This window comes from Pontibacillus marinus BH030004 = DSM 16465 (genome assembly GCF_000425225.1).
GTDB lineage: Bacteria > Bacillota > Bacilli > Bacillales > BH030062 > Pontibacillus > Pontibacillus marinus.
On the sequence record NZ_AULJ01000001.1, the window covers coordinates 246,535 to 268,313 of the forward strand.

The following is a 21,779-nucleotide window of genomic DNA, read 5'->3' on the forward strand; positions in this document are numbered from 1 at the left end:
AGTATCTGAAAAATGCTTTACCACGCTCTATGCGGTAGGGCATTTTTTAGTTATGTGATGCTGGTGGTAAAACAGTACCTTTGTGCATCGGGACCTATTCCCTCTTTTTATTGACAACGATTACATATCTATCATAATAGAATTTATTACATTATGAATAAGAGGCAGTTTACTTATAAATAGAGTTATCTCTATAATCCACTTACAACCTAGAAAGGAGAACATATATGATCCAAGACTTCTTCTCTGACCAAGGTAAACTCACTAACAAAGAACACCTTTTAGAAATAGAAAAGTGGATGATGAGCAATCCGCACTATATCTACGCTGATACACCGGTTTTAGAAGCGGCTAATCAACTGGTTGATCAGGATAAGGATTATACCATTGTGGTTACAGAAGGTATGAGTCCGATTGGGATTATCACAGCAAACAATGTTTTACAGTACATGCTACAAGGAGACAAGGATCAACCCTCATTATTAGGGCTGGCCAATCAGGATTTTTTTATCGTGTACGATCATGATTCGATACTTGATCTGTTAGATAAGAACTATAAGTACTTTTTGGTTATGGATGCTGCTAACCAATTGGTAGGGGTTTTGACAAGGTACGAAATTTTACAAGCCGTTTCCTATTATTTAAGAGAAGTCAATCAGATGGAGCATACAGCAGAGGTGTTGAGTATTATCCTTGAGAGTGCATATGAAGGTGTGGCTGTAGTAGATGAGCAAGGCGTTATTGTAGAATTCAACAATGCGTATAGTCGGTTTATTGGGATTGATAGAGAGAATGCAATTGGGAAGAATGTGCAGGATGTTATTGATAACACAAAACTTCATAATACTGTGAAAACCGGAATGCCAGAGAGAGGTACGATTCAATATATACAAGGGCAAGCTATGGTGGTCCACCGTATTCCATTATGGAAAGGTAATCAGGTTGTCGGAGCTATTGGGATGCTGATTTTTGAAGGTCTAACCGAGTTATATAAGATCTATGAAAGGATGCAGCACAATTATAAAGAGGATGAGGCTTCTGCAATCTCAAGTATGGAACGAAATAGGAATAATGATCTTGTATCATTGGATCAGATTATCGGGGAAAGTGAAAGTACTACTGAATTAAAGTCCATTACGAGAAAGATTGCCAAAAAGAACGTCACTACTTTAATAACAGGTGAGAGTGGAACCGGTAAAGAAATGTTTGCCCAAAGTATTCATGTATTAAGTCCCTTTTTAAATGGGCGTTTTGTAAGTGTGAATTGTGGCGCGATCCCCGAGCAGCTTTTTGAATCAGAGTTATTCGGTTATGAAGAAGGTGCGTTTACTGGAGCTAAAAAAGGTGGTAAACCAGGGAAGTTTGAAATGGCTCAAAATGGCACCCTCTTCTTAGATGAGATTGGGGAAATGCCTCTCAGTATGCAAACGAAGTTACTTCGAATTCTGCAGGAGAAGGAATTTGAGCGTGTGGGTGGAACGAGAAGGTATAAAATCCATACACGCATTATTGCTGCTACCAACAAAGATTTAGAACAAATGGTGAGGGATGGGCAGTTTAGAGAAGACCTTTATTATCGAATAAATGTAATTGAGCTTCCTATTCCGCCTCTTCGTAGTAGACAGAGAGATATCCCATCTCTTATGTCCTATTATTTGGAACGTTTTTGTCATAAGCATAACACTGTCAAAAAGTCCGTTTCTTCAGAAGCGATGAAGGCAGTTGTTCACTATCCCTGGTATGGAAACATACGTGAATTAATGAATCATATTGAACAGCTTGTTGTATTAGTTGAAGAAAATACGATAGAGCTTAACCATTTATCAAACCGAATTAAAGATTATGAGAACGTGCACATCGAGCAAGAAATCTCTCCCCTGTTTCAAGTAAAGAACGAGGAAAAAGAGCATGAGAAAGAAATCATTATATCCACGCTAGAAAAGCATGAGGGTAATAAATCTAAAACAGCTGAAGAGTTAGGGATTCATCGTACTACCTTATATCAAAAACTAAAAAAATATGGTCTTTAACAATGTAGATATCCTCCTACACATGTACATGAAGTGTAGGAGGATATCTACATTTTATTTACTGAAAATTGCTATTTATCAGTAGTTTTAATTTGGCATATTTTTTGCATATAGAAGGGTGAAGGTATAAACAGGAGGGAGAGTAACAAATGGATAGAGAAGCAATATTTCGTTCTCCACAGACCATTGAGTATGGTCGAGGGGCTTTCAACCAGGTTGGAAAGGAAGCTTCCAAAAGAGGGCGAAAGGCATTAGTCATAAGTGATCATGTGATGGAAAGTCTCGGATATGTAAGTAAATGCCAAGAGCAACTGTCAGAAGAAAATATGAGCAGTGTTGTTTATCTTGGCGTAGGGACTGAACCTACAGACACTTATGTTGCTGAAGGACTTGATTTATTTCAACAAGAACAGTGCGACATCATTATTTCCTTAGGTGGTGGAAGTTGTATTGATACAGCTAAGTCTGTAGCTGTTATTGCAACAAATGGTGGATATATCGGTGATTACATGGGGAACAAAAAGCTAGCTACTATATCTGCAGTGCCTCATTTATCTATTCCTACAACAGCAGGTACAGGTTCTGAGGCCACAGATGTAACCGTTATCACAAACACTACAAATGACGTAAAAATGATGGTAAAACAACCTACATTTTTGCCTGAGGTAGCTGTTGTTGATCCGCTGTTAACGACGTCGGCGCCGAAACATGTAACAGCAGCGACAGGGGTTGATGCATTAAGCCATGCTATCGAAGCTTATTTATCGAAACGGGCACATCCTATGACAGATATGATGGCCTTGTCTGCTATGGATTTAATCGTTAATAACATTATGGAAGCTTATGAAGATAGTGAAAATATTACAGCAAAAGAGAATATGTCGTTAGGTGCATTGCAAGCTGGGTGGGCTTTTTCCAATTCTTCAGTATGTCTCGTACACGGAATGTCTAGACCTATTGGCGCTCTCTTTCATGTACCACATGGCTTTTCAAATGCGATGTTATTACCTGCTGTATTAGAATATAGCAGAGATTCTGCCATTGAACGCTTAGCGGACTTAGGTAGAATTTTTGATCCAAAAGCGAAGAACCAATCTGATGAAAAAGCTGCTGATATTGCTGTCTCTTCAGTAAGAGAACTTTGCCTGAAGTTAAATATTCCGAATTTACTAGGATGGGGCATTGATCAGAAAGAATTTGAAAACGCTGTCACCAAAATGGCGGAAGATGCTATTGAGAGTGGAAGTCCAGGTAATAATCCTAGAGTGCCGTCTCATAGCGAAATTGAGAAGCTCTATCAAGTTTGTTACGATTATGATTTTTCAAATGATAGTGAAAGAATAGTGGAGGTATAGGAGGATATTATGGACGCCATAGGTACGATAGGGTTAATTGTTTCTCTTGCTCTTTTAATTTATCTAACAATGAAAGGCATTAATATTATTATTGCTGCTCTTATCAGTTCTATTGTGGTAGCGCTTACAGGTGGTTTGAGTTTACAAACTGCAATGATGGAAAACTATATGAATGGTTTTACGGATTATTTTGCATCATGGTTTCTAGTATTCTTGCTTGGAGCGATATTCGGAAAAATCATGCAAGAAACAAAATCTGCTGAAAGTATCGCAAACTGGATTAAAAATACGTTAGGAGCTAAACGAGCGATATTTGCTGTAGTAGCTGCAGCGGCAATCATGACGTATGGAGGCGTTAGTTTATTTGTAGTTGGATTTGCTGTTTATCCAATTGCAGTCTCTTTATTCAAAGCTGCAAATCTACCACATAGGTTCATCCCTGCTGCGCTGGTATTCGGTTCTATTTCCTTTACTATGACAGCACCAGGATCACCTGAAATTCAAAATATTATTCCCACCGAACATTTTAATACGACCCCAGCAGCAGGTGGGTTAATCGGAGTCCTCTGTGCTTTACTAATCATGGTCGTAGGGGGATTGTGGCTGAGCAGAATGGTTAGAAAAGCTGTTGAGAACGGCGAAGAGTTCTCACTTCCAGATAATCCTTCAACTTTAGCAAAGAAAGAAACATCAGCATCTCTTGCGGCAGAATTACAAGAAGAACCAGAGCCAGAGCCGACATATCAGAAGTCATTACCTAATGTTGTCGTTTCCTTTCTTCCCTTAGCTACCGTGATTATTTTGCTTAACGTGCTATCAAGCTTCATGAATCCAACTGCAGCATTATTACTAGCATTAGGATCTGGGATTGGGTTAGCTTGCGTTATGATGTATAACTTTTTGGAAAAGTTTTGGGAACCACTTGCATCTGGGACTCAAAATGCTTTAGTGGCACTTGCGAATACTTGTGCTGTTGTAGGTTTTGGAAGTGTAGCTTCTCAAACAGCAGCCTTCCAAGGTGTGGTAGATGGTTTGGTAAACATTCCAGGGCCACCATTACTTGGGTTAGCAATAGGTGTTACGCTTATTTGCGGAATCACAGGTTCAGCTTCAGGTGGATTAGGGATCGCTTTACCAATCTTAGCACCAATCTACCTTGCTCAAGGCGTCAATCCGGCGGAAATGCACCGTATTTCAACCTTGGCATCAGGTGGGATTGATTCTTTACCACACAATGGTTATGTTGTAACGACAATTAGGGTTATTAGTGGGGAAACCCATAAACGGGCTTATAAACCGATCTTTTTCCTAAGTGTTGTTCTACCAACAGTGGTTATGTTCTTAGCTGTATTGCTGTATGCAATATTCTAAGTGGAAGCTTTAACTAATACGTTGTTTTACTTGATTAATTAAAAATATGGAGGTATTTTCATGACACAGATAAAAACAAATATGTTAAGAAACTATGTAGGTGGAGAATGGATTGAAGCAAAAACAGACAAGACAGAAGAAGTCTATAACCCTGCAACAGGTGAGATTATTGCAGAAGTTCCAATCTCTACATTTGAGGATATCAATCATGCTGCTGAAGTAGCAAAAGAAGCTTTCCAATCATGGAAGGATGTACCGGTACCGAAACGTGCTCGTATCTTATTTAAATATCAGCAGTTATTGGTTGATCACTGGGATGAACTAGCAGAAATCGTTACTCTAGAAAATGGTAAGAGTATAAAAGAGGCAAAAGGAGAAGTGCAACGTGGAATTGAATGTGTAGAATTTGCAGCAGGTGCTCCTTCTCTCATGATGGGCGATCAACTATCTTCTATTGCTGAAGGTCTTGAATCAGGCGTATATCGTTATCCAATTGGAGTGGTAGGGGGTATTACACCATTTAACTTCCCAATGATGGTTCCTTGTTGGATGTTCCCAATGGCTATCGTAACAGGGAATACCTTTGTCATGAAGCCTTCTGAACGTACACCATTATTAGCTAATCGTCTGGCTGAATTATTAGAAGAAGCTGGGCTTCCAAAAGGTGTATTCAACATCGTTCATGGTGCTCATGATGCTGTTAACGGTTTGCTGGATCACAAAGATGTTAAAGCAATTTCCTTTGTAGGATCTCAACCTGTAGCTGAGCATGTTTATAAGCGTGGGACAGATAACTTGAAGCGTGTTCAAGCGTTAGCTGGTGCGAAAAACCACTCTATTGTTTTGAATGATGCAAACCTTGATAATGCATCAACTCAAATTTTAAATGCAGCATTCGGCTCTGCTGGTGAGCGTTGTATGGCAGCTTCAGTTGTGGCAGTAGAAGATTCTGTAGCGGATGAATTTATTGATATGCTTGTAAATAAATCTAATCAGGTGAAGATTGGTAATGGTATGGATGACGGAGTTTTCTTAGGTCCAGTTATTCGAGAGCAACATAAAGAACGAACAATTGGTTATATTGAAAAAGGTGAGGAAGAAGGTGCTAGCTTAATCCGGGATGGACGTAAGGATGAGGCTGCACAAGAAAAAGGATACTTTGTCGGACCAACGATCTTTGATAACGTAACAACTGAGATGAATATCTGGCAGGATGAAATTTTTGCACCAGTTCTTTCTATTGTTAGAGTACGAGACTTAGAGGAAGCTGTTGATGTTACAAATAAATCTCCTTTCGCAAATGGATCTTGCATTTTCACTCGAGATGGAGGTAGTGTACGCCAATTCCGTGAAACCATTGAAGCGGGTATGCTAGGAGTGAATATTGGTGTACCAGCACCGATGGCCTTCTTCCCATTCTCTGGTTGGAAGGATTCCTTCTATGGAGATCTGCATGCTAACGGAAAAGACGGTGTAGAGTTTTATACACGCAAGAAGGTTATTACAAGTCGTTGGGTGTAAAATACTCAAGTAAACATAAAAACTGCACAACAAATTGAATTTTTTCAGTCTATTGATTAGCTCTAAATAAGCAGAAATAGTATATGCCGTATCACTTTTAAAGTGGTACGGCATTACTTTTGCAATTTTGTTGTTAATGATGAAATGTCTCATTTTTCCTCCCCGTTGCTATCAGAAGACTTTCATTGGAGTTTTTACCCAAGGAGACACCGAAATCGATGAATAATACCTCATCTAATTAGGAAAAAAGTTTCATTTTTCATACGATTTTTTTTCGGTTTTTTCACTTTTTCGAAAAAAATTATGTTTTAATGAGTGTAAATCATTTCTTCATAAGGATGGGTCGATCCCATGAGAGTACTTAAATACATAACATTCTTTATTCTATTACTGGTTATGCAAGGTTGTAATTCAGTTGATGCACCTGAAATTACAAATGGAAAGCTTGCTTTACATTCATGGGATATAGAACAGGATGGAAAGCTTCTATTAAATGGCGAATGGGAGTTTTATTGGAATGTAACAGATCCATCTCATATTTCTGAGTCCCCTGAGCTTTTGAAGGTTCCTGCTACTTGGAATACGAGCGATTCATTTCATCCTATGGGGTATGGATTGTATCACTTATCCATAACTGGCCTTGAGAAAGGGCAAAGGTACGGCTTAAAAATACCATCTTTGTCCACTGCCTATAAATTATGGGTGAATAATAAGGTTTTCTTAGTAAATGGGCAACCAGGAATAAGCAAAAAGTTGGAGAAGCCTTCAAGCAAGCCTCAGGAGGTTTTCTTTGAAGCAAGCCGTTCTACAGTGGATATTCATGTATTGATCTCTAACTTTCACTATCGAGAAGGGGGGATGTGGGAGAGTTTAACACTTGGAACAGAATCTCAAATTCTCACTACCTCGAATAGAAAACTAATTTTCGAATCCTTCTTATTTGGAAGTCTCATTTTAGCAGGTCTTTATCATATTGTCTTATTTATTAATCGAAAGAAAGAACGGAAGGCACTGCTTTTCGGGATTACTTGTCTGTTCATAAGCGCTAGAATAATGGTGATTGGTGAACATCTTATTTTAGAGTTTCTTCCTCACCTTCCGTGGGCCATGATCATTCGAATAGAGTATTTAACGTTTTACATTGTATTACCACTGTTCACTTGGTTTTTTCACCTATTGTATCCTGAGGAGGTTCATCCTAGATTTTGCAAAGTTTTAACAAGTATAGGTGCGGTTTTTGTTCTTGTTGTACTTTTTACATCTCCTTATATATTCACCCACACCACCTTAGCTTATCAAATCATCACAATCATAACATTACTCTACTTGCTGTTTGCTGTATTTAAAGCTGTTAGAAACAAGCGTGATAGCTCAATAATTGTATTCATTTGTTCCATTTTCTTTGCTGCAACTGTGATCAATGATGTTCTAATGGTTAATCAAATGATACAATCTGTGAACTTATCTGGCATGGGGTTATTTGTGTTTATCTTTTCTCAGTCCTATATCATTGCTAAAAGCTTTTCAAAAGCTTTTTACAATGCCGAAAAATATTCCAATGAATTGACTAAACTAAACGCTCAGCTAGAAGAAAAGATCGATCAACGTACTAAATCTCTCCAAGAATCAAAAGCGGAATTACAACGAATGAATGAAACTCTAAAAGAAATGTCTTATCAGGATCAATTAACTAAACTTCCTAACCGAAGATTTTTCGATGAAATATTTCTAGAAGAATGGAATCGATCACTAGAAACAAACAGACTAGTGGCGATTTATTATTTCGATATTGATCACTTTAAAGCATACAATGATACCTATGGTCATCAGCAAGGTGATGACACACTTGAACAAGTTGGTAAACAATTAGGGAAGACGATTCAAGGTTATGGTGGAACCCTCGCTAGAATGGGGGGAGAGGAATTTATCGGCTTAACGACCAACAACAGTAAAAAAGAAATAGCGGAAATAGCCGAAGAAACTCGAATTCAGGTAATGAATCTAGGTATTGAACACGTAACGTCTAAAACAAAACCTGTCGTTACGGTTAGTGTGGGAGTAGCCTCATCCCTTGCGACTCGATCTCATAACCATAGAGATTTGATAAAAAAAGCTGATGAAGCACTCTATTATTCTAAAAATGATGGGAAGAATAAAGTCTCCATTTACACAATGCATGATCAATAACGAAAATTGGGTCCGCCTAAAAGAGTTCTTTCTTGATTCTTCAGAAGATGAAGTTCTATAATGAAAATCAAATCAATAATTTATTTAAATTCTACTAGGGGAGCCTGTATCTCAGGCTGAGAAAAAGGAAATTGACCTTTTGACCCTCAGGACCTGATCTGGATTATGCCAGCGGAGGGAAGTAGTGTACATATATACACTACAACTAGGTCCAGATGGAGCCTAGTTTTTTTATTTTCTATTCGTCATGATCTAAAAATGGCCCCCTAGAACATGGAGGTATAAGGAAATGAAAATACGTAATCAAACCGTTCTTATTACTGGAGCAAGTAGAGGTTTAGGGGCAGAGATAGCAAAGACTTTTTCAAAAGAAGGAGCTAACGTGGTTGTAAACTATGTAAAAAGTAAGGAGAAGGCTGAACAATTGGTCGAGGAACTTGGAGAAAATGCCGTGGCTCTTCAGGCAGATATAAGGAACGAAGAACAGGTAAAAGAAATGGTTGAAAAAGCGAAAGACCATTTTCAAGCGTCGATTACAACGGTTGTAAACAATGCCTTGGTTAATTTCCGTTTCGATCCAAATGCGCAACAAGCGGCTGATGAAGTTAATTGGGAGAAGTATGAGATCCAATTTGAAGGAAGTGTAAAGGGGGCATTGAATACGGTTCAGGCCTGTTTAGAAGATATGAGGGAACAAAACTTCGGACGTATTATTAATATTGGAACGAATCTGGTTCAAAACCCTGTTGTTGCCTATCATGAATATACAACTGGAAAGGCTGCCTTACTTGGGTTTACTCGTAACATGGCAAAAGACTTAGGCCAGTATGGTATTACAGTCAATATGATTTCAGGTGGTCTTTTAAAACAAACCGATGCAAGTAGTGCAACCACAGATGAAGTGTTCTCAATCATTGAAGCAACAACCCCATTAAATAAAGTAACGACGCCAGCTGAATTAGCTGATACCGCACTATTTTTCGCCTCACCTTGGTCTAGAGCTGTCACAGGACAAAACCTGGTGGTAGACGGCGGATTAGTGATGGACTAATAAATAAGGGAGGATGAGGAACATGCTAGAACTACTAGAACGTGTACGAGAACAAAAACCATTGGTTCATAATATTACAAATGTCGTGGTAACAAATTTTACAGCAAATGGGCTGCTATCCTTAGGAGCATCTCCTGTTATGGCTTATGACAAAGAAGAAGTAGCTGATATGGCAAGTATTGCTGGAGCATTAGTCCTGAATATTGGTACCTTAACGACAGAGGAAATCGAAGCTATGATCATTGCAGGTAAAGCTGCAAATGAGAATGGTGTCCCTGTTATCTTAGATCCTGTAGGAGCAGGAGCAACTCCATTTCGAACAAAAATGGCCCAGAAAGTTTTAGAAGAAATCGATGTAACTTTAATCAGAGGGAATGCAGCCGAAATCGCTAATGTGACAGGCGAGAGTTGGATCATTAAAGGAGTAGATGCCGCTGAAGAAGAGGGAGACGTAAAGCAGTTGGCTCAAAAAGCTTCCGAACTACTAAATTGTACAGTGGTTATTACTGGGGTGGTGGATTTCATCTCAAACCAGGGCGTTACAAATTTGGTGTCCAATGGTAATCCTCTTCTGACAAAGGTAACAGGGACAGGATGCTTGTTATCATCTGTTATTGGTGCATTTTTGGCTGTAGAAAAAGATGAAATTAAAGCAGCAACAGAAGCCGTTACTGCTTACGGTATAGCAGCTGAAAAAGCGGCAAAACAGCATAAGACAGTTCAAGGACCAGGATCTTTTCAAATTAGGTTTATCGATGAACTTTCCCACATCAGTAATGAAGACAAAAGTCTTGCGAAAGTGGAAAAGGCATAGGAGGACAATGATGAAGGTATCAAAAGCATTAACGATCGCAGGTTCAGATAGTGGCGGAGGTGCTGGTATTCAGGCAGACCTTAAAACCTTTCAGGAGTTAGGTGCATATGGGATGTCTGCAATCACGGCTGTTACATCTCAGAATACTTTAGGTGTCCATGGTGTTCATCCGTTACCGATTGAACATATTATCGGGCAGATGGATGCCATTGGGGATGATTTAGGAGTTGACGCTCTGAAGACTGGTATGCTTTTCTCTGGGGAAGTCATCAACACTGTAAGTGAGCGGATTGCTCATTATGGTTGGACGAACCTAGTCGTAGATCCTGTGATGGTAGCAAAAGGAGGGGCTAAGCTTTTACAGGATGAAGCTATACAAGCATTAAAGGAATCATTAATCCCTCTTACGACAGTGATAACGCCAAATCTTCCTGAAGCAGAAATCATCACGGATAGGGAAATAAATAGTCTAGATGACATTAAAGAAGCTGCAAAGACTCTTACTGAAATGGGAGCCCAAACAGTAGTGATTAAAGGTGGACATGCAGAAGATGAGGAAGTCTTGGACCTATTCTATGATGGAATTCAATTTGTTGAAATGAGATCCCCAAGAGTAGATACCAAACATACACATGGGACAGGCTGTACGTTCTCTGCTGCTATTACAGCTGAATTGGCTAAAGGGAAAAAAGTTAAGGAAGCGGTTTTAGAGGCTAAAGAATATATTCGAGCAAGCATAGAATTTCCACTAGGTATTGGTAACGGCCATGGACCTACAAACCATTGGGCTTACAATCAAAGAGAATAAGGTGAATTTATATGGACTATAAACAGAAAATTGAAGATCTCCTAACCCTCTACTTCATTATGGGAAGCCAAAATGGGCAGGGGAATCCTGAATATGTTCTCCAGCAAGCCATAGAAGGCGGGATCACCCTTTTTCAGTTTCGAGAAAAAGGAGAAGGAGCTTTACAAGGAGATGAGAAACGTAGACTTGGAGAACGATTAAAACAAATTTGTAAGGATGCGGGAGTTCCATTTATTGTGAATGATGATATCGAACTAGCCATGCAATTGGATGCTGATGGAGTCCATGTCGGTCAAGAGGATGAAAAGGCTGCCGTGACACGGAAGCAAATCGGAAATAAAATATTAGGGGTATCGACACACACGTTAGAGGAAGCTCATCAAGCAATAGCAGATGGTGCGGATTATTTAGGTCTAGGTCCTATCTTCCCAACCGAATCTAAGGATGATATTCGTAAAGTTCACGGACTCGACCTTATCCAGGCTTTTCGTCGACATGATATCCAAACCCCCATCGTGGGAATAGGTGGCATTATGTCGGCGAATGCAAGTGATGTCATTCAAGCTGGTGGCGATGGTGTGTCGGTTATTTCTGCAATCGCTGGAGCTGAAGATGCAAAGCAAGCTACGGTTCAATTGAAACAGGCGGTAAGGAAGGAACAGTTAGAAGACTTCTAACACGGTTAAAGGCATATCGCGATAAACAGGAATGGCATTCTGCACATCTTGAAATATAGATATAATTGTCCAGACATTAGCCAAGGTGTTGCCTGATCTATTGTGTGATAGATTCTCTTTTTGTTGAAAAAATGGGGGTCAGGCTTTGATACATGGGTGATGACAGCTTATTAAATGTTATTTGTGGACTCTTGATTTTGGTAGGTATCTTCCTAGTGAACAAGCAAGTCATAAAAGTGCCTAAAAAAGTGCCTGACCCCCAGTGCTTTAAAGCGGTGGGGGTCAGGCACTTTTTATCGGTACGATTAAACGAATTTAATAATATATTATACTCCCAAAAAATTCAGGATATTTTCGGGAGATGTAATACATGATCTATAATGTACCTTAACGGAAAACTTTTATTTGATTTTCAGTGATCCCTTTAATTAATCTCAGTTCACTAATCAAAAATTTATGTGCGTTGTCAAACAGTTGTTTTTCGCTTGTATTAAGCGAATTCTCTTTCTTTATACGCATTAAATCACGTACAACTTCAGCAGCTTCTTGTATTTTACCTGTTTTTATTTTGTCCGTGTTCACTTTAAACCTTTGTTTCAATGGCACTGTATCTGATTCTCCGTGCTGAAAAATGTGTATGATTTCTTTTAATGCATTTATTTCAGTAACCGGGCGGATATTTGAACTCGACATTTTATCCTCAGGAATCATGACTTGCATATCACTGACTGACATTTTTATGACATAATACTGTTTGGTTTCTCCTAAGATTTCCTTTTCTTCTATAGCTTCAATTTTACCTGCACCGTGCATTGGATAAACTATATTATCGCCAATTTGAAACAAAAAATCCACCTCCATATGTGGTAACAATATTAAGTTTAACATATATTAGGTTTTTAATCAAATTTACTATGTTAACAAACTTAATTTAACTAGTCAATAGAATCATTTTTAAAATTAGAAAAAACTCCATAAACAGCAGAATTGCCCTATTAATAATTGCTCAAATCGGTACAAAAAAAGAAGTACAGCTTGATATGCTGTACTTCTTTCGGGGCTCATTACCCTTGCTTCCTTATGAACCTAATCCTCTTTATTGCCTCTGTTCTCTTCATTTCTTTTGTTACTTTTGTCTTCTTTAATCTTTATAACTACAGTCGTTAATGGTTCCAAGTTTAGTGTGTCATCTTTTAACTCAAAGCCTGATTTCTTAGCAACAGGTGTTAAACCTGCTTCATCGCTATCAACCAAAACCTTTCCTTTTGTTAGGTTTAAGTCACCTAATGATAAGGTGCGTTCTTGGCTGTCTGCATTCACAAACGTATAGTAGGTACCTGTGCCATCGGTAGATTTACTTTCATAGGCGATGACTAGGTCTTCATCTGCTACTTCTGGAATGTTTAGCAATGTTACATTTTCATTCACTAATGCCTGGTCTCCTAAGCGGAAGGCATTTGTGGACTTTCTTAGGTCGATTAATCCCTGTGTGAACTCTTTTGTCGTAACATTTATCGCATATTCCTTTTTATTCGTTGCTTTTTCCCAGTCGAACATGTTGATCGCATCTGATGAGTCATAAGAATCGTGCACAAAGTAGCCAAACGAATCTCCTTCTTCGTCTGTTAACTCATGATACTTTTGCTCTGGAACTCCATCGGCTAACCATTGCTTCGTTCTACCATACTCCTGGCCAGCATGGATAAATGCAGTTCCTTGAGAGGTTAAAATTAGAGAGTTGCCAAGTCGAACTCGTTTATGAATTTCTACGTTATTTTCTGGAATGGCTGGGTCCTTCTGAATGGACTGTGCAATTACATCATATAACGGTAGATTATCATGAGCTGCAATATATTGTACGATGTCGCCTGGGTCATCTTCTGCTACGTTAGAAGGCTGACCTTTAATGTTGTTAAAAATGGTTTCAATAGAACGGGCTCCATCTGTAATAAATCGTGGTTCTCCTTCTGAGCCGAAGCCTGATTTTAGTTCGTTTCGCATTTCGTCAGAGAAGACGCCTACATCGTTTGTTTTATCCATCCAGTCTTGGTCTGCTCCCATACCTTTCAACGATGGGTCTGCTAGGTGACCGGAAAATGTTCTCCAGCCTTCTCCGATAAATAGGGCATCTGGATTAATAGATGCAGCTGCATCATAAGCGTTTTGAACAGCTGGATACGTGGCATCGCCCATCATATCAAAGCGCATTCCATCAATCTTATATTCTTCAAACCAATATTTCACCGAATCTACCATGAGTTTTTCAGCCATTTTATGACTTGTTGCTAGGTTGTTTCCGAATCCACCTAGGAAGTTGCCGTCTTCATCTTGGTAAGCATAATAGTTTGGAACGATATCATTTAATGTGCTTGTTTTTGCTGTATGCGTGTAAACGACATCTAATACAACACCCATACCCTCATCATGAATCGCATCAATTAATCGTTTTAACTCTTTCACTCTGGATGCAGCATCTTTAGGGTTTTCAGAGTAGGCACCATCTGGCGCAAAGTAACTATGTGGATCGTAGCCCCAGTTATATGCATTTCCTCCAGCTGAATACTCTAACTCTCTTTCTCCCATATTCGTCTCATCACCGTAATACCACGCCATAACAGGGAGGAGTTGAACATGTGTTACACCCATTGATTTAATATAGTCTAGCTTATCAATAAACGCTTCATACGATCCCCATCTTGATTTTAAATCCTTTTCAATGGAAGGGTCAGATGTAAAGTCTCTTACATGCACCTCGTAAATAATTGCGTCTTCGCGCTTTTCATATCCATCAATTTCAGCATGGTCAAAGTGCTTTGGCTCCGTCTCACTTAAGTCCACGATAGCAGCCTTTCCGACTGTATCTCCATCTTCTCCTGCTTCGCCCTTTGTATTAACGGTAAAAGCAGCAAGTGATTTGGCATATGGGTCTAGCACTTGTCTTGTGACACCATCATTGGTTACTTCATATTGATAGTAGTACCCATTTACATCTTCTGCACCTAAGTCAGCAGGGGAGACATCTGTCGTCCAAACACCTTTTTCCCCTTGGGCTAATTCCAGTGTAGCAATCTGCTTAGTAGCATCATTTTTATCATAGAAGTTGGCTACAACCTTGCTTGCTTTTGGAGCCCAAAGCTTTAACGTTGCACTTCCATCGTTATAGGTTGCACCAAGGTCATTTCCTTCATAGTCATACATTTCATCAAGTAATCTCCAGCCTGCTTCTGCAGAAACGGTTTTCCCTTTAAACGTAACGCTTAACGGGGCTGTTTCTAGATTGAAATCAGCTGTTACTTCTACTGTTTGTTTATCCAAAATTTCTACACCTTGAATAGGGACAGGTTCTTCATTCGCGTCCTTCACGATTAATTCATTTTTTAACGTTTCTGCATCTAAACCTTCTGTCATCGTGAAGTTTAATAAAATTTTCTCATCTGATAAAAGCTCTGCGGAAGAGATCCCCGTTGCTACTTCCCCATAAGGAGACACATAAACGTTATCATCGCCTTCCTTAATCCACAGATGATTGTAGCGGTCAAGAAGGTTGAAGGTTTTATCTCCGCCATCTTTCTCTTCCGTTTCTTCATTTACAACAAGGAAGCCAAGCTTCTTCGCGTTTTCTGTTAACTCGAGGTCTACATAAGCACCGTACTTATCGGTATGTTCAAAATCAATGGCATCAGTTGGCCAGTTTTCCATTTTGGCATTTACATCATTCCAAGCCCAAAGGCCAAGATTTTCATAGTTTGAATCTTCACGAGTGTAATGGATGCGAACGGTATTCTCAGGTAAGTCAACTGGTTCATACTTATACACTTTGTCTGAACCTTGCTTGATCCATACCTCATTCATATCCGTAGAGGAAAGCGTAATCCCTTTATCGCCACCATCTTTTTCACCGTTTGTTAGGTTTAAAACAAGGAAGCCTAAGTTTTGTGCACCTTCAATTAATGGAACATCTACATATGCACCGTAGCTATCAAACTTTTCAAAGGCTTCTCCACCTGTTGGCCAATTGGCGGAAGGGGTTGCTGTATCATTCCATAACCACAGTCCTAAGTTTTCATAATTTCCGTCTGTTCTCTGGTAATGGATCCGCAATGTGTTCTCTGGGATGGGCTCTTCATTGTTGTCCGTTTTCTCTGCGATCCCCGTAATGGTGAAACGGTCTGTCCGATTTGTATCAGATTCTGTTGCTGTTATATCTGCATCCTCCGCATTCACTTGTTGCGTCGGAACAGAAGGTGAAAAGAGACTCAAAAACATGACTACCGCCATAAACATGGCATAATACCACTTTGTCTTCCTGTTCATTCTTTACATTCTCCTCTCAAATATTTATTTTGTGTAACCGTTTGCACAAAGTTGCACAAAAAAATAAGGACTTATTATGATCCTTATTTCGTAATGGGTGTGCAAACGCTTTCACTACCATTGTAGTTATTATAATAGAAGTTTATTCCAATGATCAATAGTGAATTTTCAGTATTTTCTGTCAGTAGGTCTTAGAGTGCCTGACCCCCAGTGCTTTAAAGCGGTGGGGGTCAGGCACTTTAAGGCGAGAATCTGTACAGAATCAGATAATTTTCTTATTATGAAGGTGGATTAAAGAATAGGTTGTCAGCATAGGGTGAGGGGCTGTTTTTTATAGTAAAAAAGTAGTACAGTGGCTTATCTTTGATACATAATAGATTGATATTTTTGGAGGTTTTGAATGTGTCAGTAGAATTAGTTTTTGACTATAAATGTACATTAGGCGAAGGTCCGACTTGGGATCATAAGCGGAACTTGTTTTATTGGGTTGATATCCTACAACATAAACTCTATCGGTACAATTCTACTGATCAGGAAGTGGATGTGGCAGTGTTTGATCAGCCTATTGGGTGTGTGGTGCCTCGGGAAAGCGGTGATGTGGTGGTTGCTCTGCAGAATGGATTTTTCTTCTATGATTGGGAGCGCGACGAATTAGATCCTATCGAAGATCCAGAACATCATCTTCCGAAAAATCGTTTTAACGATGGAAAATGTGATCCTAAGGGCAGATTCTGGGCTGGTACGACGGATGAATATGGCGTTGATGGGAATGGTGCTCTTTATGTTCTTGAACAAGACTTGAGTGTCATGAAGAAAGTTGGAAACGTGGGGACTTCAAATGGCTTAGCTTGGTCCCTGGATAATCAATACATGTATTTTATTGATACGCCTACCAAACAAGTTGTCAGGTACAACTTTGATCTGGAGAGTGGGGCAATTGATCAACCCAAAACAGTTATCGAGTTCCCTGAACATTGTGGTTTTCCTGATGGGATGACAATTGATCAGGAAGGGATGCTATGGATTGCTGGTTGGAGTGGCTATGGTGTATCAAGATGGAATCCTTATACAGGTGAGCAGTTAGACTTTATTCCGGTTCCTGCGAAAAACGTTACCTCTTGCGCGTTTGGTGGGGAGGACTTGAGTGATTTGTATATCACTACAGCAAGAACAGGAACTAGTGATGAGGAGTTAGAACAGTATCCTCATGCTGGTGGAGTGTTTAGGGTAGAGACGAATGTGAAAGGTTCTAGGAATTTTAGGTTTGAGGGATAATGAGGTGCCTGACCCCCAGTGCTTTAAAGCGGTGGGGGTCAGGCACCTTTTATCAACTCATTACTTTAAATTGCACTATAGTGTAAACTTACTCCCCTTTAGGTGCTACCACTTCATTTAAATATCTCGCAACATCTTGAATCTCTTGTTCGGTAAGCGTTCCTTTGAAAGCGGGCATTTTGCTGCCGCCGTTGTTGATTCGTTCGATTATTTTTTCCATGTTTTCTGTTATGGCGCTGTTTTGTAGGTTTGGTCCGTTGTGTCCATTAGCGCCTTCTGTTCCATGGCAAGAGAGGCAATTGGTTTTATAAATCTCTTCGCCACTTGCTACTTGATCAGGCGTTTCTTTTCCTTGTGTTTCTTTTGATGTGGAGGTTGCCTCCGCTGAAATCCGTTCAGGTGTCTCGCCTGACTCAATTGTACCATCTAAAGAGAAGGTCCATAGTGAATCTCCGTGTTTAGAACCTGCTAGTGAATTACCTGCAACTAAAATGGCAATATACTGTTTCCCGTCAAGTTCATAGGTGATTGCAGGTGCATTTGCTCCGGCATCAGCTTTGAATTCCCATAACGTTTCTCCAGTTTCAGCGTGATAGGCGATAAAACGTCCATCATTATGACCAACAAAGACTAAATTTCCCTTAGTGGTTAGCACACCGCTATAAGCTTTATCGTCCCACACTTTTTGCCATGCGATCTTATTGGTTTTGACATCGATTGCAGTTACGGTACCATGTTCTGGGGCATCATTAACTGGAGCCATTATACTTCCCATGTAGTCGCTTCCTTCTTCAAACTCTTCCTCACTTCGTGTATAGGTCATATAGCTGTCGGTTCCAAGTACATAAAAGTATTCCGTGTTTGGATTATAGGCTGAAGGAGGCCAATTTGCTCCGCCAAATGCGGATGGTTTAAGGGCAACAGGTTCCTCCCAAAATGGGGTGAAGATATCGCCGTACTCACCTTCAAACTCTCCGAGGTCTCGTTTTACATCTTCTTCAGAAATATCTTGTGGAACAAAGGAATCTCCTTTTGGAATAGGTTGTGTTGCTGCTGTTTTTTGCCTAGGGTCTTGCGGCACTGCTTTTTCTTCTATACCTATCAGTGGTTCGCCTGTTACGCGATCAAGGATATATACCCAACCGGTTTTTCCGGCCTGAGCTAATGCCTTTCGGGTTTCGCCGTCTTTTTCAACGTCAAAAAGAATAACGGGGTTTGGTGCATCAAGGTCCCAAATATCATGATGGACTTCTTGGAAGTGCCATTTGTATTTTCCGGTATTCACATCTATAGCAACTATAGAGGAGGTGAATAGGTTGTTTCCTTCTCGTTGACTTCCATCAAGGTCAGGTGCTGCATTTCCTGTTGAAAAATAAAGAGTACCGAGCTCAGGGTCCACAGCTGGTGTTTGCCATACAGGTGCCCCGCCTTTTAGCCAAGCATCGTTATCGTGTGGCCAAGTGTCATACCCTTCTTCGCCAGGACCTGGAATGGTGTAAAACCTCCAAATCTCACGTCCCATGTCAGCATCAAAAGCCGTGACACGTCCTCGAATTCCGTACTCACCACCAGATAATCCTGTGTACACTTTTCCATCATAGTATAGAGGTGCATTGGTAATGGTGTATCCTTTTTCCCAATCAGCCACTGTCGTTTCCCATACAATCTCACCAGTCTTTTGATCTAGTGCTACTAATCTAGCATCTAATAGTCCAACATAAACTTTGCCATCTCCAATCGCAACGCCTCTGCTGGTCCATCCACAACAAACCGTATCCAGTTTTTCTGATAAATTAGCGCGAAATTCCCAAATCGTTTCACCGGACTTAGCATCTAAGGCTAAAACATCATTTGCACCAGTGATGACATACATTACACCATCATAAACAATGGGGGTGGCTTCACCAGAATACTTAAATTCTGTGCCAGAACCTAAAGCGGCTACCCATTCACCCTTTAGTTTCTGAACATTATCGGCATTGATTTCATTAAGGGGAGAATAACGGCGATTATAAGTATCCCCTCCGTTTGTTAACCAGTTACTTGTAGGTAAAGCTGTTAGATCTTCTGGAGTAAATGCAGGAGCTGTTTTGCCGTTGTAGGTTCTATGTTGTGTAATCGTTGGCTGATCATTTTTCTCAACACTCTCATTTTGTGTGGAGGTAGATTCAGGTTGGTCTTGTGTAGTTTCTTCATCTGAAATTTTATCATCATCTTTGGTTTCGCTTTCTGTTCCTTCTTGTTTTTCAGGCGTAGTTTCTGTTTTCGATCCTTTTTCTGTTGAGCTAACTGAACTGCTTTGACTCGTAAAGTTTGCGTATTCATAAATAATTAAACCAAATAAAAACACTACTACAACAAGGACTATTCCCCAGTAAACTTTTTGGCTAGTAGACAAATTTTCTCACCCTTTTTTTAATAAAATTATTAGATTATATGCGGGTGACTATTCTCCTATTCTAGTCTTGTACGAATTTATTAGTATGGGGGGGGGCTGTCCTTTTTAGTAGGGAAGGAGAGAATGCTAGTGGATCAGGTACTTTATACCAAGAGGCGGGTTAAGAATTAAATCTGTCGTTTTGTTCAAAAATAAAAACAAATTATTGATGAAATACCTTGTATCATGAGTTAAAAAATAAGATAATATGGGGATGGATTGAACGCATTTTAAGAAAACTAGAAAAAAGCCAATTACAATAGTGTAATGAATACTGCATATGGAGGAATTTTAAAATGACCAACCCCTCAGAAATGAAGATTTTCACATTAAATTCAAATCAGCAGCTAGCCAATGAAGTTTCCGATATATTAGAAGTCCCATTAGGAAAAAGTTCGGTCATCCGTTTCAGTGATGGGGAAATTCAGGTCAATATTGAGGAAAGTGTAAGAGGTTATGATGTTTACCTTGTACAATCAACATCTCAGCCTGCAAATGAATACTTAATGGAATTGTTGATCATGGTTGATGCATTGAAAAGAGCTTCAGCAAAAACCATCAATGTCGTCATGCCTTATTATGGTTATGCAAGACAAGACCGCAAAGCACGTTCTCGTGAACCCATTACCGCTAAACTTATTGCCGATCTACTAGAAACTGCAGGGGTGTCTCGTGTTGTTACCTTAGATCTACACGCTCCTCAAATACAAGGTTTCTTTGATATACCAGTAGACCAATTGCACGGTGTTCCACTTCTATCAGAACATTTTAAAGAAAAAGGTCTTGAGGATATTGTGATTGTAGCACCTGATATTGGAGGCGTAGTTCGTGCCAGGAAAATGGCTAATATATTAAATGCACCTATTGCTTTTATAGATAAACGGAGGCCAGAGCCTAATGTGTCTGAGGTGATGAATATCGTTGGAGATATTGAAGGGAAAACAGCTATTATGGTTGATGACCTTATTGATACGGCTGGAACTATAACTTCAGCTGCAAATGCCCTTATTGAAAGTGGCGCTAAGGAAGTTTACGCAAGCTGTACACACCCGGTACTCACTGGACCAGCGATCAGCAGGATTGAAGGCTCCATGATTAAAGAATTAGTAATAACTAATTCAATTTCCCTTCCAGAGGAAAAACATATCGATAAGATCACGACGCTCTCTGTGGCACCACTCTTATCAGAAGCATTATCACGAATCCAAAACAAGCTCCCAGTAAGTGTGTTATTTGACTGATAGATATTCGTGCCTATATTCGTGCCTGACCCCCAGTGCTTTAAAGCGGTGGGGGTCAGGCACTTTTTTAGGCACTTTTTTTAATTAATGAACCGGTTGTATAAGATAATTGATTATACTATAGTAGAAACTCGACGCTCAGGGTGAATCCAATTCAACGGAAAAGCTAGAAAAAGCGTTATGGAGTTAGAATTTAGTTACTCAGAATAACTAAATAAAAAAATAAAATTAACTCTTGCAATGGTATTTGCTCACATGGTACATTATTAATTGTCGCTTTGAGAGCGGCAACGCAAAACATTCGAAAGAAACCAATCAAACAAACTTTTTAAGAAAAAAGTTATTGACTCTCTTTCGGATAAATGATATATTGATTGAGTCGCTTTTTTGAGGCGACAACAAAAGGAAACACGATTTGATCCTTGAAAACTGAACGAAACGACATGTTACGTCAATGAATTACTTTTTATTTTTTAAAGCCAGACATCATTTTGATGCAAAGGCGAACTCTTATGGAGAGTTTGATCTTGGCTCAGGACGAACGCTGGCGGCGTGCCTAATACATGCAAGTCGAGCGCGTGAAACAACATGATCCCTTCGGGGTGATTGTTGTGGATCGAGCGGCGGACGGGTGAGTAACACGTGGGTAACCTACCTGAGAGATCGGGATAACCCCGGGAAACCGGGGCTAATACCGA

General features: G+C 39.7%; 14 protein-coding genes, 1 rRNA gene and 1 riboswitch. Of the genes, 12 read left to right on the plus strand and 3 right to left on the minus strand.

Annotation, left to right across the window (positions count from 1 at the left end):
* Positions 1-227 precede the first annotated feature (227 nt).
* The 9 genes from H514_RS0101205 to thiE all read left to right on the plus strand — a co-directional run bounded on the left by H514_RS0101205 (position 228) and on the right by thiE (position 11,814).
* Positions 228-2,030 (plus strand): sigma-54-dependent Fis family transcriptional regulator, encoded by a 1,803-nt coding sequence (locus H514_RS0101205; RefSeq protein ID WP_027445307.1) that lies wholly within the window; start codon positions 228-230, stop codon positions 2,028-2,030.
* Positions 2,031-2,179: 149 nt separating this feature from the next.
* The gene (locus tag H514_RS0101210) at positions 2,180-3,385 is read left to right on the plus strand and encodes an iron-containing alcohol dehydrogenase (protein WP_027445308.1); all 1,206 of its coding nucleotides are present in this window, start codon (positions 2,180-2,182) and stop codon (positions 3,383-3,385) included.
* Between the two features lie 9 nt (positions 3,386-3,394).
* On the plus strand, positions 3,395-4,756 hold the full coding sequence (locus H514_RS0101215) for a GntP family permease (protein WP_027445309.1): 1,362 nt from the start codon (positions 3,395-3,397) through the stop codon (positions 4,754-4,756).
* Between the two features lie 60 nt (positions 4,757-4,816).
* Positions 4,817-6,277, plus strand: coding sequence for a CoA-acylating methylmalonate-semialdehyde dehydrogenase (locus H514_RS0101220; RefSeq protein WP_036841440.1), 1,461 nt, complete (start codon positions 4,817-4,819; stop codon positions 6,275-6,277).
* 351 nt (positions 6,278-6,628) lie between these two features.
* Positions 6,629-8,464, plus strand: coding sequence for a sensor domain-containing diguanylate cyclase (locus tag H514_RS0101225; protein WP_027445311.1), 1,836 nt, complete (start codon positions 6,629-6,631; stop codon positions 8,462-8,464).
* An 86-nt stretch (positions 8,465-8,550) separates the two neighbouring features.
* Positions 8,551-8,661: riboswitch (TPP riboswitch) on the plus strand.
* 92 nt (positions 8,662-8,753) lie between these two features.
* Positions 8,754-9,515 (plus strand): 3-oxoacyl-ACP reductase, encoded by a 762-nt coding sequence (locus H514_RS0101230; protein WP_027445312.1) that lies wholly within the window; start codon positions 8,754-8,756, stop codon positions 9,513-9,515.
* A 13-nt stretch (positions 9,516-9,528) separates the two neighbouring features.
* Positions 9,529-10,329, plus strand: a complete 801-nt coding sequence (gene thiM / locus H514_RS0101235) for a hydroxyethylthiazole kinase (protein ID WP_027445313.1) — start codon at positions 9,529-9,531, stop codon at positions 10,327-10,329.
* Between the two features lie 10 nt (positions 10,330-10,339).
* Entirely contained in the window at positions 10,340-11,137 is a 798-nt protein-coding gene (gene thiD, locus H514_RS0101240) for a bifunctional hydroxymethylpyrimidine kinase/phosphomethylpyrimidine kinase (RefSeq protein ID WP_027445314.1), read from the plus strand.
* An 11-nt stretch (positions 11,138-11,148) separates the two neighbouring features.
* Positions 11,149-11,814, plus strand: a complete 666-nt coding sequence (thiE, locus tag H514_RS0101245; RefSeq protein WP_027445315.1) for a thiamine phosphate synthase — start codon at positions 11,149-11,151, stop codon at positions 11,812-11,814.
* Positions 11,815-12,201: 387 nt separating this feature from the next.
* Here the strand turns inward: thiE and H514_RS0101255 are convergent, their stop codons facing one another.
* Together H514_RS0101255 and H514_RS22185 are read right to left on the minus strand one after the other, a co-directional pair.
* Positions 12,202-12,660 carry a CarD family transcriptional regulator gene (locus tag H514_RS0101255; protein ID WP_027445317.1) on the minus strand — a complete coding sequence of 153 codons (459 nt, stop codon included), beginning with the start codon at positions 12,658-12,660 and terminating at the stop codon, positions 12,202-12,204.
* A gap of 240 nt (positions 12,661-12,900) precedes the next feature.
* On the minus strand, positions 12,901-16,128 hold the full coding sequence (locus H514_RS22185; protein WP_081672882.1) for a pullulanase: 3,228 nt from the start codon (positions 16,126-16,128) through the stop codon (positions 12,901-12,903).
* 396 nt (positions 16,129-16,524) lie between these two features.
* Here H514_RS22185 and H514_RS0101265 point away from each other — a divergent pair, with 396 nt between their 5' ends.
* The gene (locus tag H514_RS0101265; protein ID WP_027445318.1) at positions 16,525-17,403 is read left to right on the plus strand and encodes an SMP-30/gluconolactonase/LRE family protein; all 879 of its coding nucleotides are present in this window, start codon (positions 16,525-16,527) and stop codon (positions 17,401-17,403) included.
* 88 nt (positions 17,404-17,491) lie between these two features.
* On the opposite strand, the gene H514_RS22190 is transcribed toward H514_RS0101265, so the two are convergent.
* Positions 17,492-19,801 carry a PQQ-dependent dehydrogenase, methanol/ethanol family gene (locus tag H514_RS22190; RefSeq protein ID WP_051254958.1) on the minus strand — a complete coding sequence of 770 codons (2,310 nt, stop codon included), beginning with the start codon at positions 19,799-19,801 and terminating at the stop codon, positions 17,492-17,494.
* A gap of 335 nt (positions 19,802-20,136) precedes the next feature.
* Here H514_RS22190 and H514_RS0101275 point away from each other — a divergent pair, with 335 nt between their 5' ends.
* Both H514_RS0101275 and H514_RS0101280 read left to right on the plus strand, forming a co-directional pair.
* Positions 20,137-21,081: a ribose-phosphate diphosphokinase gene (locus H514_RS0101275; RefSeq protein WP_027445319.1), complete on the plus strand. Its 945-nt coding sequence runs from the start codon at positions 20,137-20,139 to the stop codon at positions 21,079-21,081.
* A gap of 509 nt (positions 21,082-21,590) precedes the next feature.
* Positions 21,591-21,779 (plus strand): 16S ribosomal RNA (locus H514_RS0101280); the annotation flags it as partial.

What these genes read in the sequence shown, in the direction of transcription:
- H514_RS0101205 (WP_027445307.1), top strand. Translation starts at nt 228, where the DNA reads ATGATCCAAGACTTCTTCTCTGACCAAGGTAAACTCACTAACAAAGAA.
- H514_RS0101210 (WP_027445308.1), top strand. Translation starts at nt 2,180, where the DNA reads ATGGATAGAGAAGCAATATTTCGTTCTCCACAGACCATTGAGTATGGT.
- H514_RS0101215 (WP_027445309.1), top strand. Translation starts at nt 3,395, where the DNA reads ATGGACGCCATAGGTACGATAGGGTTAATTGTTTCTCTTGCTCTTTTA.
- H514_RS0101220 (WP_036841440.1), top strand. Translation starts at nt 4,817, where the DNA reads ATGACACAGATAAAAACAAATATGTTAAGAAACTATGTAGGTGGAGAA.
- H514_RS0101225 (WP_027445311.1), top strand. Translation starts at nt 6,629, where the DNA reads ATGAGAGTACTTAAATACATAACATTCTTTATTCTATTACTGGTTATG.
- H514_RS0101230 (WP_027445312.1), top strand. Translation starts at nt 8,754, where the DNA reads ATGAAAATACGTAATCAAACCGTTCTTATTACTGGAGCAAGTAGAGGT.
- thiM (WP_027445313.1), top strand. Translation starts at nt 9,529, where the DNA reads ATGAGGAACATGCTAGAACTACTAGAACGTGTACGAGAACAAAAACCA.
- thiD (WP_027445314.1), top strand. Translation starts at nt 10,340, where the DNA reads ATGAAGGTATCAAAAGCATTAACGATCGCAGGTTCAGATAGTGGCGGA.
- thiE (WP_027445315.1), top strand. Translation starts at nt 11,149, where the DNA reads ATGGACTATAAACAGAAAATTGAAGATCTCCTAACCCTCTACTTCATT.
- H514_RS22185 (WP_081672882.1), bottom strand. Translation starts at nt 16,128, where the DNA reads ATGAACAGGAAGACAAAGTGGTATTATGCCATGTTTATGGCGGTAGTC.
- H514_RS0101275 (WP_027445319.1), top strand. Translation starts at nt 20,137, where the DNA reads ATGACCAACCCCTCAGAAATGAAGATTTTCACATTAAATTCAAATCAG.